The sequence below is a fragment of the Blastocatellia bacterium genome, assembly GCA_035573895.1.
In the GTDB taxonomy this organism is placed as follows: Bacteria; Acidobacteriota; Blastocatellia; order HR10; family HR10; genus DATLZR01.
Window position 1 is genome coordinate 44,595 of the sequence record DATLZR010000094.1, and the last position, 14,754, is coordinate 59,348.

At 56.9% G+C, this 14,754-nt stretch carries 8 protein-coding genes and 1 tRNA gene; 6 read left to right on the forward strand and 3 right to left on the reverse strand.

The genetic code is table 11. From position 1 onward, the window contains the following. Positions 1–34 precede the first annotated feature (34 nt). Positions 35–1,720, forward strand: coding sequence for a M28 family metallopeptidase (locus tag VNM72_09350; protein HXF05608.1), 1,686 nt, complete (start codon positions 35–37; stop codon positions 1,718–1,720). 51 nt (positions 1,721–1,771) lie between these two features. Here VNM72_09350 and VNM72_09355 read toward each other — a convergent pair whose 3' ends face one another. The 3 genes from VNM72_09355 to VNM72_09365 form a co-directional block, all read right to left on the reverse strand. Next, complete coding sequence (locus VNM72_09355; GenBank protein ID HXF05609.1) at positions 1,772–2,692, reverse strand: lysophospholipid acyltransferase family protein; 921 nt, start codon at positions 2,690–2,692, stop codon at positions 1,772–1,774. A gap of 195 nt (positions 2,693–2,887) precedes the next feature. Further along, entirely contained in the window at positions 2,888–3,781 is an 894-nt protein-coding gene (locus VNM72_09360) for a cation diffusion facilitator family transporter (GenBank protein ID HXF05610.1), read from the reverse strand. A 602-nt stretch (positions 3,782–4,383) separates the two neighbouring features. Next, positions 4,384–5,364 carry a hypothetical protein gene (locus tag VNM72_09365; GenBank protein HXF05611.1) on the reverse strand — a complete coding sequence of 327 codons (981 nt, stop codon included), beginning with the start codon at positions 5,362–5,364 and terminating at the stop codon, positions 4,384–4,386. A 1,058-nt stretch (positions 5,365–6,422) separates the two neighbouring features. Between VNM72_09365 and ruvA the strand changes: the two genes are divergently transcribed. From ruvA to VNM72_09390, 5 genes are all read left to right on the forward strand, one after another. Then, a complete protein-coding gene (gene ruvA, locus VNM72_09370) occupies positions 6,423–7,037 on the forward strand; it encodes a Holliday junction branch migration protein RuvA (protein HXF05612.1) in 615 nt (204 codons plus the stop codon). Between the two features lie 148 nt (positions 7,038–7,185). Then, positions 7,186–7,276: transfer RNA gene (locus VNM72_09375), tRNA-Leu, on the forward strand. 417 nt (positions 7,277–7,693) lie between these two features. Beyond that, entirely contained in the window at positions 7,694–7,861 is a 168-nt protein-coding gene (locus VNM72_09380) for a hypothetical protein (GenBank protein HXF05613.1), read from the forward strand. Between the two features lie 565 nt (positions 7,862–8,426). Then, on the forward strand, positions 8,427–8,588 hold the full coding sequence (locus tag VNM72_09385; protein ID HXF05614.1) for a hypothetical protein: 162 nt from the start codon (positions 8,427–8,429) through the stop codon (positions 8,586–8,588). A gap of 1,488 nt (positions 8,589–10,076) precedes the next feature. Beyond that, positions 10,077–14,754 (forward strand): DUF6531 domain-containing protein (locus VNM72_09390; GenBank protein ID HXF05615.1); only part of this gene is annotated, 4,678 nt, incomplete at its 3' end.

Here is a 14,754-nt window from a genome sequence, read left to right on the forward strand (position 1 = left end):
GCGCTTGCAAGAGATTTTTGGAGGAAACAGGAAGATGAGACGGAGAACCCTTAGCGCTCTTGTACTATTTGCGGTGACGTTCGTTTCATGTCAGCAGCAGCCCACGGAAGCTGTACTCGATGAGGCGCTCAACAGCATCACCGTTGAGAGTCTCGCCGCTCACATCCGGCGTCTTGCTTCGGACGAATTTGAAGGTCGCGCTCCGGGGACGCGGGGAGAAGAACTGACGATCAATTATCTCGCCGAGGAGTTCAAGAAACTCGGTCTCGCTCCGGGTAATCCCGACGGGACCTATTTCCAGAAGGTGCCGCTTGTTGGCAGTAAGGTTGATCCATCTGCCGAACTCGTCTTCAGCGTCGGCGGACAAAAAAGGACCTTGCGCTTTGGCGATGACTTCGTCGCCTGGACCCGGCGCGTCACCGAAACCTCAAGTATCAACTCGGAGCTGGTCTTTGTCGGTTACGGGATCACTGCGCCGGAATTCGACTGGAACGATTTCAAAGACGTGGATGTGGCCGGCAAGGTGCTTGTCGTGTTGATCAACGATCCTCCCATCCCCGATCCGACCGATCCAACCAAGCTTGACGAGAAAATGTTCGGTGGAAAAGCGATGACGTACTACGGGCGGTGGACCTACAAGTTCGAATCGGCAGCCGAGCGAGGGGCTGCCGGAGCCCTCATCATCCACGAGACGGGACCGGCGGGCTATCCCTGGGAAGTGGTCAAAGGCAGTTGGAGCGGGGAGCAGTTTGATCTGGCTTCACCCGATAAGAATATGTCCGCGTGCGCCGTCGAAGGTTGGATAACCTGGGATCAGGCGCGTGCACTCTTTCAGATGGCTGGCCGGGACCTGGAGGCGCTCAAGAAGGCCGCCGTCAGCCGCCAGTTCCGCCCGGTGCCTCTCGGCGTGACAGCCTCGCTCACGCTGAGGAAGACACTGCGGACGATTGATTCCACCAACGTCATCGCGCGATTGGACGGTAGCGATCCCAAACATAAGAACGAATACGTCGTTTACACGGCGCACTGGGATCATCTGGGGATAGGCCCCGAGGTGAAGGGAGATCGCATATATAACGGGGCGCTGGATAACGCGTCGGGGACAGCGGGATTGCTGGAGATCGCCAAAGTCTACAGTCGCCTGCGCCCGGCCCCGAAGCGATCCATTCTGTTTCTCGCTGTGACAGCGGAAGAGAAGGGGCTGCTCGGTTCGGCCTATTACGCCCGGAATCCGCTTTATCCGCTGGAGAAAACGCTGGCCGTCATCAATATGGATGGATTGAACGTTGACGGTCGCACACGAGACATCACGATCATCGGGTTGGGGAACTCGACGCTCGATGATCTGGTAAAAACTGTAGCCGCCGAGCAGGGACGGACAATTCGCCCCGATCCGGAACCGGAGAAAGGATTCTTCTATCGGTCCGATCACTTCAGTTTCGCCAAACAGGGCGTGCCCGCGCTCTTCACCGATTCGGGAATTGACTATGTGGGCAAGCCCGAAGGGTGGGGGCTGACCATGCGCCAGCGATACACGGCGGAGCGCTATCACAAACCCCAGGATGAATTCGATCCGGCGTGGGACCTGAGCGGGGCGGTCGAGGATTTGCGATTGCTCGTGAAGGTGGGATACCTGGTGGCTACTGGCGACCGCTGGCCCGAGTGGAACCCGGGGACCGAATTCAAAGCGATCCGCGAGAAAATGCTTCAAAAGAAGTGAGACCCGCGGACGTCGCGCGAAAGGTCCTCAACGGAGCCCTCGCCTCACGCTTCAGCCGTAGAGGTCGGGTTCGCCCGGTGGGCGCGTCGCCCACCGTTTGTGGACCCAAACCCAGTGATCGGGATACTGACGCACGAAGGATTCGATCACCTCGTTGAGCCGTTCGGTGTTCACTACGAGATCCTGTGCGTGGTCACCGGTGCGCACGAGATCAACCGGCGGATCAAAGCGAAGAGTATGCCGTCGCGTCCGCTCGTCCCAGATGAGAAATCCCGGAATGATCGGAGCGCCGGTCCTCAGGGCGAAACGAGTGAGTATCGGGGAGGTGCAGCAGGTGATGCCGAGGAACTTACAAAAGACGCCCTCCTGAGGCTGAGTGTTTAAATCCATGAGGACGCCTACAGCTTCACCGCGACGCAGAGCTGCCAGAACTTGCCGCGCGGCATCCTTCTTATCAATTGGGTGATTGCCGCTGAGCGTGCGGTAGCGCTCGATCAATCGGTCCAGCAGAGGATTGTCCAGTCGTCGCACGAGGAAATTTAACGGATGGCCGTAGAGGGCATGAGCGAACGGACTCAGTTCCCATGCCCCGAAATGCGCCGTAAGGATTAACACGCCACGCCCCTGACGGATCGCCTGCTCATAATGCTCCAGTCCCGCGTACTGAACGACCTCGGCGATATTCTCGCGGTGCAACTTGGGGAACTGACTGAACTCGGCAAGATGCCGGCCAAGCATTCGAAAGACGCGCCGGAGTAAGTCCCGGCGCTCAGCACGATGGAGATGGGGGAAGACGAGTTCGAGATTTCTTTCTCCCACACGCCGCAGACGTCGCCAGCCGACATAGACGAGCAAGCCAATGCCTTCTCCCAGCCGCAGGGCCCACCGCCGCGGCAAAAGGCCTAAAAATTTCACCACCATCAGTGCGGGGATGTACTCAATGAGGTCACGAAGCCAGTGCCGCCTGCGCATTCCGAAGGGCGCCAAAGTAGCACAGCTTCTCATGAGCTGTCAAATGGCTCCTCTGGCACGATCCGGCATGGGAGCAGATCGCGGAGTGCGTCGCTTGAGGAAGCGGATCAGGCTTGGAGGGCGTGGTTATAGGTGCCGACTGAGGCCAGATCGTGTTCATCCGGGGTGATGTATTTTACAGATCAGGACGTCCCCTCAAACTGGTTCGACGTGAATAGTAATCTGGCAGTGCCCCAGCTTATCCATCAGGCGGTGCTCGATCTCTTCGGTCACCTGGTGGGCGCGACGGAGGTCATAATGGTCAACTAAAACGCGAAGTTCAATGAAGAGCTTCTCCCCGTCGCTCCGGGAGCGAATATCGTGAACGCTACTGACGCCGGGCACCTGGCGCACGATCTCTTCGATGATTTCCGGACGCACCATGGAGGCGTCAACGAGAACAGGCACCGACTCGGTAAAGATTTGCCATCCACCGTAAGCGATCAATCCAGAGATCGCCAGGGCAAACAAGGGATCGAGGGTGGGCATCCCGAGGCGAATGAAAAACAGTCCTCCCACCAGTGAGCTGCTGACGAGAATGTCGGTGCGGGTATGGAGGGAGTCTGCCAGAAGGAAACTGCTCCCCAACTGTCGGCCTCGCTGGCGTTCGTACAGGTAGACGATGACATTGATGACGATCGTGGCGATCATGACAACAAGTGTGAGGTGCGAAACCTGAACCCTGATCATCTCCGGATTAAAGAGTCGTCGGATCGCACTCGCTGCGATTTCAAAACAGGTGAACAAAAGCAATCCCCCGAGCGCAAAAGCTGCCAGGGATTCAATCTTCCGATGACCGTAGGGGTGGCCCGTGTCGGGCGCTGCCGTTGCATACCGAATGATGATGAGTCCGACAATATTATTGAGCGAATCAACGGAAGAGTGGGCAGCATCGCTGAGGATACTGAGCGAACGCGCTTTCCACCCGATTACAAGCTTCCCTACAACGACCGTCAGGTTGAGACCGAGGACCTGGAGGAGCACCCGGCGGACTTGCGTTTGGTAGTTCTCCCGGACCGATGTCCTCAACCGAGGGTCTTTCTCAGGCATCGTTTTCATTCACGCCAACGTACTGTTTAGGTTCGCCCCAAGTATAGCCACTGGTAGGAAAATGCTCAACAGGTTCTCCGGTTATGTTTCGCGCGAATGGTTTGCCAACAACTACTGACGACGAAGAGGGAACAAAGAAAAAGGGTCTACGAGCCTCGTTTTTTTCTCCCCCCTCAGAGCAATTTCCGTTCCTCGGACGTGCCCCCAGGTCAATGTCTCACCTGCGCACGCAGGCCCTCAGAGGGGGTGCCGGACGTGAAACACCCGGAAGTAGTGCAACGTGGCAGCTTGTTGTCGAGACGCGCCCAGGCAAAGCCTCGTAGGACTTAGGCCGCTCGGTAGAGGGCATAAGCGGTCTGATGCAACCGTAGTGTCGGAAAATTTCTCGCCCGATAGTCTAGGTTTCAGCGTCTGTCAGAGTGCGAGGCTGCGCACGCGGGCGGCCCACCTTCTGAGCAGTTGAACCACACTACCGCGAAAAAGGTCGAGGGAGGGTGCTTCTCGACACCACCGCTTCTTCTCGGAAAAACCTGCTCGAGACTATCATCGTTTGTTTACCGCCGCAGGACGATCTCCCGAGGAGGATACGAAACTCCACGCGGTCAGTTGCTTGGCTGATCTATTTTGAATTTCGCAATGAGAAGCTCGCGCTGCGGCGACCCCGGCCTGACACCTATGACTCCGTACCCGTAGAAGTACCCATCTGGACCCCTTACCATAGGGGAAAGGCGGCCCATTACCTCCACACCGCATAAGTGTTCTCCGCGTTCGTTGAAGATGGCAAGGGATCGCTGCTGGGTGTGAACGTCAACTCGGCGCGCCAGGATCATTCCGTCCTTCCAGCCGATGATGTCATCAAACCTCTGGTCACCGGAGAGTGTGCGGATGGGGGATCCCTTGTGATCGAAAATCCGGAGCGCTCCATCAGGAAGAAGAGAAAGAATGCGGCCTTTTCCGTCCATTGCGATCTGCGGATGCGTAGGTGAGATCCGCCCAAATAAGGCCCCTTCGACATCCGTTACGAATGGGGTGATCTCCCCCGACCGTGAGATCTTGAAGATCATGAAGTCCGTCCCACCTCGAGTGCCTGCCGCATAAATCGTGTCATCTGAGCAGGAGAGAATGTGATAGGCGTAGAATCCATCGGGGGTAAAAACATGCTCTAATTTCCCCAACGTGTCAAAGACCAGAATCTGATTCCGCCACTGCAGCCCGTACCAGAGCGCCGACAGGTAGATTCTCCCGGAGTGATAGTGGAGCGATGATACATGCGCCGCCTTGGTATTTTCACCAAAGGGACTCTCCAGCGGCAACAGCCAAAGGATCCGCCCCATGGGGTCAGATTTGAGCAAATAGGCGCGCTCGCCTCTTGTACCATCTCGGACGGAGAAGCTCGCGTAAATATTCCCGACCTCATCAACGGCTATCTTCACCAGGCTAAGACCCGCAGTCGGAGATATGTCCAGAGGGAGAGACATACGGATGGAAGCAGTCTCTCTCACCTTGCAGGTCGGTGGTTGTCCCCTGATTGACGTCGCTATAAGAAGCACGCTGCTGAGGATCATAACTGACAATCTCTTCATAGGCAGTCCCTCCTCTTGATGTTAATTCTCATCAAAGGCGGTCTCCAGCATCACATTACGGATCATGCCGGTGGTGGTTACTCAATACCGCAAGGCACCCACCAGTTGCAAAGCTGCACCGGACAGTTGCCAGATTGTCCTTGCTCGGGTGGTGTGAAACAGTCGTACGTAGTCAGATAAATGAGAAAATTCCCGGGCCAGGTGACTGCGTCGGTGCACAAGACACACTCTCCCCTGGTATTGCAACATTTGATAGCGTAATCGAAGCACTCCTGACACAATCCCTACCCTCCTGAGCAAGTGGCCGCGAAGTGCGAAGGGCGGGCAGTGACAACTCTTCCTCCCCTCACTATCTCAGGCGGTGCGGTCAAGAGGGCAAGCCAAAAGAAGACTGACCCGATGGGGTAAGCTCGCTTTCCCATAAGCCTAGGCCTCCTTTGGCGGACCGCATTTTACTCCCTCTCTCTGTATCTGTCAAGGAAGAAATTTCCGCACACGTCCTTTCACTCTGGCCGCCCCCCGTGGGCCATTCCTCCGTCGGAGTCGCTGAGGGGAAGGCGACTTTGGCGACGGATCATCTTACAGATACGCTCCTCCTGCCTGGCGATCTGGTCCCGAGTTTTCGGCGGGCCATCATGGCAATCATCATGCCTGCTCGTTGGGGGGCATCTGTTGCCTTGAACTATAGACGGATGAGACATCGAGCAGAATCCCCTTGACCTGACCTTCGGAGTTGGTCATTGATGACTATGCCTTCGGTCAAGGGCTGCAGTGGTCCCCCCACATAGATATAGCAGCAGAGTAAGCCGCGGGCCTGTCGTGATTTGACTCTGGAGGTGAGGGCTTCTATAGTTGCTGCCTCATGAGACGCGGATCCTGGAGGCGGTGTTCGTGAAGATGCGTCCAAGTCATACTGTGGAAAGTTCAAAAAGCGGAGCTTCCCTCTTGACAGTCAGTGGAGTCATGCGGCATTTGAAAGCGCGAGGAAGGGATGAAAATCGGCAGGCCGGTAGTGAGAACGTGTGCGCCGAACCGGCGTCATCGGGGTGGAGAAGGGAATGATCGCGCAATTGACGGGAAAGCTTCTCCAGAAACATCCCACAGCCGTTGTCATTGACGTTCAGGGCGTCGGCTACGAGGTGATAATCCCGCTTTCGACGTACTATGAGATTGGCGAGGTGGGATCAACCGTTTCGCTTCTGACCTATACTTATGTCCGCGAGGACGCGCTCCAGCTCTACGGATTCCACACGGCGAGAGAAAGGGATTTATTCCTGCGGCTGATCTCTGTCTCCGGGGTGGGGCCCAAGCTGGCCATTACGATCCTATCGGGTTTGAGCGTTGACCAGCTCATTCCCGCCATCCGAACTAACGATGTTGCGCGTCTGATGGCTATCCCCGGAGTGGGGAAGAAAACGGCGGAACGGCTCATCGTTGAATTGCGCGATAAACTCGTCGCCCTGTCGAGCGACGAAGCCGAAGCGGCTTATCGGCAGATGAGCGCCGCTGAAGCCGCCGACGAAGAGGTCAAGCGGGATGTCATCTCAGCGCTCATGAACCTAGGCTATCCCCGGCCTCTCGCCGAGCGAGCTGTGACGGCCGCTCTGGAGAGCGAAACTGATCACTCCACCGAATGGATTCTGAAGCAGGCATTAAAACGCCTGTTCCGGTGATGGGGCGGACGAGACGAATTCCCTTTATGCTTTTTCATTCGATATTTGCTGAGCGTTCGCGCGTGTGGGACGTACGCACTTACTGCCGGTAGACTGCTTGACGGCCACGGAAGCGGGAAACTACAATAAGGCCGCATTTTGCACAGACGCCGGAGTGGCGGAATTGGCAGACGCGCCAGACTCAAAATCTGGTGGAAACTGAGCTTTCCGTGTCGGTTCGACTCCGACCTCCGGCACCATTCCCCTGACGAATTAAGCTGCCGAAACTGATTCTGGTAAGAGATGAGACTGGCAAAGGGGAGTAATGAAGCGTGCATGATTATCTCGCTATCGAAGGCGTGCTGCCGGTTCGTCGTGCACGATGATGGTCGGTAGCTGATCATGGGGATGTACGGTCCCAGCGGGCTTGTCGGCGCTACTGCCTCTCTCATACAGCGTCCGGCTCCGGCAACGGCTGTGACGATCACCCGCTGTCGCGTACGCCGGAGGGTGGCTGAGGAATTCCTCCATCGGGTCGAACAGACAGATGACTTCTTGCGTCTTCTCATTCAAATGGTCAGCCGGGAAGCGTATGAGCAAGCTCTGAACCACGCCACACTGGAACTGCTTTCAAGCGAGAGCGTTTGGAGCAGTTCCTTTGGGAGTGGATTTCCTCAATGGAAGGAGTCAAGGAGCAGAAGCCCATTCCCCTGCACCTTTCGCTCAAACAGTGGGAGCTGGTCGAAGTGATCGCCGTCACATTGGGACACTTGAGCCGAATTCAGAAGAAGATAGAGCAGGGAAGGTATCATTCGCCGACAGAAAGGGTGGCTGATTGTCTTTGATCCTCAACGTCTTTGGCATCGGCTTGAGTTCTAATCACGGATAAGCGGGAGGGAATATGCTCCTCCCCGCCTTCCGCTTTCCGACTGCTGATTTCTGACTCTCACTGTCTTGACCTATATCAAGAACGGCCTTGATCTCGATCAATGGCACGAAGGGTTGAACTCAATATAATTGCAGCAGGATCGTGCTGAGGAACCGGAGTTCACAGGCCACTGCGTACTCCTTGGAGCGGTATAGGAGAAACTAACCAGAGTGGCTAACAGCGCGGCGAAGTGTGTCCTGGCCCTTTCAATGGCTGCGGCTTGGACCGGCCCATTTCAATCGGCGGAGATTCGGGCAAACCGTCTGACGTTGGCGCCTGTGCTCGGGTCTTCACAGTCGGGCATAGAACCGAAGATGATCGAGCATCTACAGTAAAGCTAGTGACCCTTCTTTGAATTACGCCGGAAGCCTCAGCGGGCGAGTTCCAGTTCGAGGTGGAGGATTTCAAACGGCCCATTCTGGCTAGAGCCGGTGGAGGCGGTAGGGTTTCAGATACAGACAGGATAGTAGGGAGAGTAAGGGATGAAGCGGGTGGAAGTGGTGTCGGGGATGAAGCTCAAAGGGATTGGGGGTCGGGGTCGAGAAGAGTCTCACCCTGCTGCGAAGGGGCTCTTCATCTATCTGGGTGGTGAGCGAAGCGACTTGGCGGGGACCAGGGTCGCTCAGCGATCGGGGTTAACCTGACGACTGTGGGGCGAGGGTATGAATGGACGCAGCAGCGAATGGAGGCTGATGAGGCGTTGGGGAACTCGGTGAACCGCATCCTGGATGAGGAGATGCGTACTACGCATGTCTGACCCCCTCCGGTTGACCGCTCTTTCACTTGCGCATGCCTGACTGGCTCCGGTTTGACCGACTGTTGGTCCCAGCCCAGACCCGCATGAATGCCGAAACTCAATCCCGACGGCCCCTACTGACGGTGGGCACATTGAGTGTCTCGCCACGGACAACGGCCTGACGGCCGTCGCCTCAGACCAATCTGTCTGGGCGAATCATTCGTCGGGGCTGCTCAGGAAAGTTTCACCTTGGCATGTGGTTTTGCTCTATATAATATCGCGGCAAGAGGGAGGTTAGGATTGCAAGGTGAGTGGAAGAACCGATCGAGATTGCTCCTGTTGACTGACCCTTTGCAAGGGGACTGTGCGAGCGCCAGGCTCCAGCGGAAAGTCAGGTTGATCCCCTAAAGGTCAAATGATTATTTGAAGCGGCAGAGTGAGACGGGTCTCACGATCTGGACAACCTGAGATGTCTCGGACCTCCGCCAATTGAGCGGCTATTCAGGTAAATGGAGGTGGAGTATGAGCCGTTTTAAGAAGCTCCGCTATCTGTTACCCGGCTCCAGCCCCTCCAAGCGTTTAGGTTAGATCACGATTATACAAAGACTCTTGCGAACGAAGGATTGGAGACCAGGCTATGACCTGTCTTAAGATTCCTCGCACTTACTTAACGCTGGGGGTACAAGCCTTTCATTTATCGGTGAGGGTGAATGTCTTGAGAAGCCATAAGATTCCACTCCTTGGGGGCCTTGGTCGTGTTTCCCTGCTTGCTTCAGCGGGTATCAGTTTCGCCGAATTCGGCTTTTGTGTAATACACTGCTTTATTTGGAGCTGAGCTATGGTGTGCCTTAGAAATCTCTGCCATTGGGTGGTCCGGATATTCAAAGAAAAAAATGATGAGCAAATTCATGCGCTTGGGGCTGTTGATGGGGATCATCTTAGCCACCCTTTGGACAGGTGGTCCCGGCTTCGAGCCACGATCCTTTTCTCAGTTACTGGGTCCGGCCTCGCGATCCTTCTCTGCGGTCTCGCCACCACATTGTGGCTCGCATCAGGGAACGGATCGCAACGCGATCCCTGTCAGGATTGGAATCCGAGATTTCAGCCGTCGAGTGCGCCCGTCGGACAGCCGGAGGTTCAGCTTTCCGTTTCGGTCACCCGCCCGCCGACCCTCCCGCCGGAGTCCTTTCTCGGCGTGGAGTTACAGCAAGCGCCGGAATTCCCCAGCAATTCTGGAATCATCGTCCTTGGGTGGTCTGGACTCATGGTCCGCATCAGCACATCAGGAGCCCGTCCCGGTAATTACAATGTTCGTGTGATTGTGAGTCTCAGACTCTCTACCGGCGTGTTCCCTCTCGATTGCCCCGTTCCGTTCACGGTAGGAGGGCAACCACCCGTGGATAATGGCGTGCTGCGGTTCACCAATTTCATTGATCCGGTTCAAAAACCTCCCTGTGGCTGCACCGACGGATCGCGCATGAGTTTCACTGCAGGCGAATGCGCCAAATGCGCGACCATTGGCTCATATCCAGGAATTGATCAAGATACTGGCGGCAAAACCGTCTATCTGCATAACGGGGAGTTCGTCCTCCACGAAGTGGACCTGGAGATTCCTGGACGCGGCTTCAACTGGAAGCACGCCCGATCCTATCGCAGCGGCATCCTCTTCAACGGGCCACAGGGGCAGAGCTGGGAGTTCAACTACAATCGGCGGCTGGTCGTGATGCTCGGCGGAGAGGTCGTGAGGATGGACGGCTTCGCCCGCGCCGACCTGTATGCGCGAAATCCCGACGGGAGCTATGCGGCCCCTCGGGGATTTTATATCTCCTTGATCAGAAATCCCGATGGCAGCTTCATGGAGCGGGAGCCCAATGGGACGAAGATCTTCTACAGTCAGGCTGATCGCCAGGGCATCGCCCGGATGACACAGGTGGTGGATCGCAACGGCAACACCATGCGGTTCATCTACAACGAGCAGAACCAACTCATCCGAGTCATTGATACCCTGGGGAGGCCGATTGAGTATCGTTACAACGACCAGGGGCGGCTCAGCGAAGTGCAGGATTTCATGGGTCGCTCGATTCGGTTTGAGTATGATGGCAACGGCGATCTGGTGGCGGTGACTTCGCCTGCCGTCACCGGCACGCCCACCCGAAACGACTTCCCGCAAGGCAAGACGACCCGCTACACCTACTCGTCGGGATTTGCCGATGAACGGCTCAATCACAACCTGCTTACGATCACCGCACCCAACGAGGTGGCTTCTGGGGGTGAGCCTCGAATTCGGATCGAATATGACACCACCCCCGCGTCGCTCACGGTGGATCGGGTGCTGCGCCAAACCCTCGGAGGCACCAATCGGCCCGCTCAATTCGTCGGCGGAGGAATTCAATTTCGCTCTGATATGCGCATGCCCGCCGGAGGCACGATCCGCTATGAGTATCGCTTCTTGGGCATGGTGCCGCCAGGCGATTTCACCTCGCCGGTCAGCCAGACCACCGTCACTGACCGCAACGGCAACCGAACCGAGTATCAATTCAATCAACTGGGCAACATCGTGCGCATCCGGGAATTCACCAACCGTGACGTCAGACCAAGCGATCCCGATTTCTTCGAGACGCGCTATGAGTATAACCGGGATGGAGAGTTGCTTCGCCAGATCCATCCCGAAGGGAACAGCGTGGAATACGTCTATGATGATCGGAATGCGGATCGCTTCCAGCAAGGCAACCTGCTGAGGGAAGTCCGACGGCCCGATAGCAAGCGTGGTGGAGACCAGGAGTTCATCGCGCGGGCGATGACCTACGAGCCGATCTACAACCAGGTGCGGACCGTGACTGAAGCCCGTGGGAATGATCCAACTTATGTCCCACAGAATGGCGGAGCCAACAGCCCTGAGCGATACACCACTGTTTACATCTTCGATTATCAGGAAGGGACGAACTTCGCCGCGCTCGCTCGCGAACTCGGAGTAAGCGAGAGTGAGGTGCGGCGACGGTTGCAGGATATTCCCATGGGGCTGGGGGATGTGAACGGTGATGGGCGGACGGATCAGATTGCGGGCAACGTGGTGAAGGTGATTCGTCCGACAGCTAATCTGCTGCCTGATTCCAACATGGCGCGGATCGAGCGGGACACGCAACAATCCATCGAGGAGACCTACACATATAACCGCTTTGGGCAGTTGATCCGCCAGCGCGATCCCGAAGGCAACGTCACGGTTTACAACTATTACCCCGAGAACGATCCCGATGGCGATGGCAAGGATCTGACGCCAGGCGTGAGCAGCGAGCCGTTTGGGTATTTGAAGGAGGAGATGCGCGACGCCGTGAGTTCGCCGGAGCGGAATTCGGGCACTAACCCCAAGCCGTCTGAAATTCAGCGGCAGTATTTTTATGATCGTGTGGGGAACGTGATCGGCGAGCTGGATGGTCGCGGAATCTTGACGCGGTATGTAGTCAATCAACTGAACCAGGTCGTTCAAATCATCCGCGCCGCTGATGTTTCGGAGGCGCGGCGCAATGCGGAAGAGCCGAACTGGGCTGGCTGTGGCGATGCCACACTCGTTGAGTGCAGTCGGAGAATGGTGGCGTTCGGCTATCGCACGAACATATTCTACGACTTTAACAACAATGTCATTCGCCGCGAGATCGAAAATCGGGATTCCAACAACGAATCGCTCGCCGGGCAGTTCGTCGAGTACACGATGGCTTACGACATCTTGGATAACGAGATCGAGAGGATGGAGGAAGTGAGCGAGAACCCGCGCGAGATTCTGGTCACCCGCTATCGGTACGACCGGAACGAAAATCGCGTGCTGGAGATCAGCCCCGTCGCCGTAGCCGGCGACCAACCAAGCAACGTGGTCTCGTACGTCTACGATGAGCGGGATTTGCTGTTCACGTCAACGAGAGGTGGGGTGACGAATCAGTTCCGAAGTTTGGAGGCGCACGCCGACATCCCGGAGCGGAACCGCATACCGAATAGCCCTGACATCTCCACCTTTACCCGCGCCTATGATCTGAACCGCAACTTGATTCAGCTCATTGACGGCGCTGATAACAATGGCGACGGTCAGCCAGAAGTGACGACGTACCTCTATGATGGCTTCGACCGGCAGGTGAGCGTCATCGACGCCGTGGGCAACCAGAGCTTCACGCAATATGATCCCGCTGGCAACGTCGTGCGCGTGTCCAACTTCGGGCCGGTGGGCGGCAAGAGCCCGACGAGCAATGCCGCCGCCACGTTCGCCCAGCCGCTGACATTGCAAAGTTTCCGCCAGCCGCTCCTCAGTCAGGTCGAGTACAAGTACGATGAGCTGAGCCGGATGTTCGAGCGCAACGACCGGCTGTTTGTCTACAGCGGAGTGACCTATGTGCGGGCACCGGTGCTCCAAGATGGGCCGCTTGGCCAAAGCAACGATGGTTGGGTGACGACTCGGTACGAATACGACCGCAAGAGCCGCCGCACCTTCCTGATCGAGGATGACCTGAGCACTTTCCGGACGCTCTATGATGGCGTGGACCGCGTGATCCGCGAGATCGATCCAGAAGGAAACGAAGTGCGCTATACCTACGACGACGACAACAACAGGACGAAGATCGTCGAGATTGAGATCACCCAGCGAGACGATGTCGCCGCGGGCAAAGTGCCCGACTTACGCGAAACCTTCACCACGCTCAACGTTTACGACTCGCTCAATCGCCTGATCCGCACGACGGACAACATCGGGCAAACGACGCGCTACCACTACGATAGCCGGGATAACCTCATCTTCACCGCCGACGCTCAGCACTCCAAAGAGGACGCTGATTTGATCGCTGACCCGTTGGGGCTCTTCCCGGCGGTCGGTCAAGATTCGCGGGGAGTGACACGTATCAATAAGCCTGGCAACACGATGGAGTACTTCTACGACGGCATCAACCGCAAGATCGCCGAAGTGCGCCACCTGCGTGTGGACGGTCAAGGGAAGAACCCGATTGACACCAGCAACCCGGCCAATCCCGACGGGCTGATCGTGATTGATTACGATTGGGACTTGAACAGTCGCCTGGTCGCTATGGCCGACGATGGCAGCCTGCCCGGCGACCAGAACACTTCAATCGGCGTCATTGAGCGGGTCAACCCTAAGGGCAATGTCACCCGCTATGTCTACGATGACCTCAATCGTCTCAAGCAAGAGATCTTCGACGATGGCACGATCAACGACTACACCTACGATGCCGACGATAATCTCGTGCGCATGATTGACGAAAACGGCTCACTCATTCGCAACACGTACGACGGGATCAACCGCCTTGTGCGCAAGGACATTGAGCGGGCGACTTCCGCCACGCCGCATCCGGCGGGCGGCTTTAAAGACCCGAACGTCACCTGGCAGGTCATTGGCACGACGCTGCAAGAGTTCGAGTACGACGGGCTCTCGCGCATAACCCGCTCGTTCGACAATAACGAGCCTGACGACGTCGATGACGACGCCACCGTCACTTACGTTTATGACTCCCTGAGCCGCCTGCTCGAAGAAGTGCAAAATGGCCACGCAGTTTCTTCTCGCTGGTCCGGCGACAACAACCGCATCGGCCTCGTCTACCCCAACGGCCGCGAACTGAAAATCACCTTTGACAAGCTTGACCGCATCGACCGCATCAGCGACCACGGACTACGGACCAGGGGCAACGGACCAGTTGTAGATTACGATTACATCGGCTCTGGGCGAGTGCTCGAGCGCACTTATGCGAACGGGGTGCGGCTGACGTATCTGGATGATGCGCGCCAGGAACAGATTGGCTACGATGGGCTCAAGCGGATGGTGCTCCACCGGCATCTGCGGCAGGATAATAGCCTGGTGGCCAGCTTCGCCTACAGTTACGACCGGGCCAACAACAAGCTCTTCGAGATTAGGCAACACGACAACAACCTCCGCGAGGACTACACCTATGACTCCATCTATCGCCTGGTGCGCTTCGCCCGCCAGCGGGAGCCGGAGGACACCTGGCAGCTCGACGGCGCGAACAACTGGGCCAGTCGCCGGGGCGTGGCCAACCAGGTCAATAACATGAACGAGTACGCCTCCT

Excerpts from the sequence above, each read along its gene's own strand:
- VNM72_09350 (HXF05608.1), top strand. The coding sequence starts at position 35 with ATGAGACGGAGAACCCTTAGCGCTCTTGTACTATTTGCGGTGACGTTC.
- VNM72_09355 (HXF05609.1), bottom strand. The coding sequence starts at position 2,692 with ATGCGCAGGCGGCACTGGCTTCGTGACCTCATTGAGTACATCCCCGCA.
- VNM72_09360 (HXF05610.1), bottom strand. The coding sequence starts at position 3,781 with ATGCCTGAGAAAGACCCTCGGTTGAGGACATCGGTCCGGGAGAACTAC.
- VNM72_09365 (HXF05611.1), bottom strand. The coding sequence starts at position 5,364 with ATGAAGAGATTGTCAGTTATGATCCTCAGCAGCGTGCTTCTTATAGCG.
- ruvA (HXF05612.1), top strand. The coding sequence starts at position 6,423 with ATGATCGCGCAATTGACGGGAAAGCTTCTCCAGAAACATCCCACAGCC.
- VNM72_09380 (HXF05613.1), top strand. The coding sequence starts at position 7,694 with ATGGAAGGAGTCAAGGAGCAGAAGCCCATTCCCCTGCACCTTTCGCTC.
- VNM72_09385 (HXF05614.1), top strand. The coding sequence starts at position 8,427 with ATGAAGCGGGTGGAAGTGGTGTCGGGGATGAAGCTCAAAGGGATTGGG.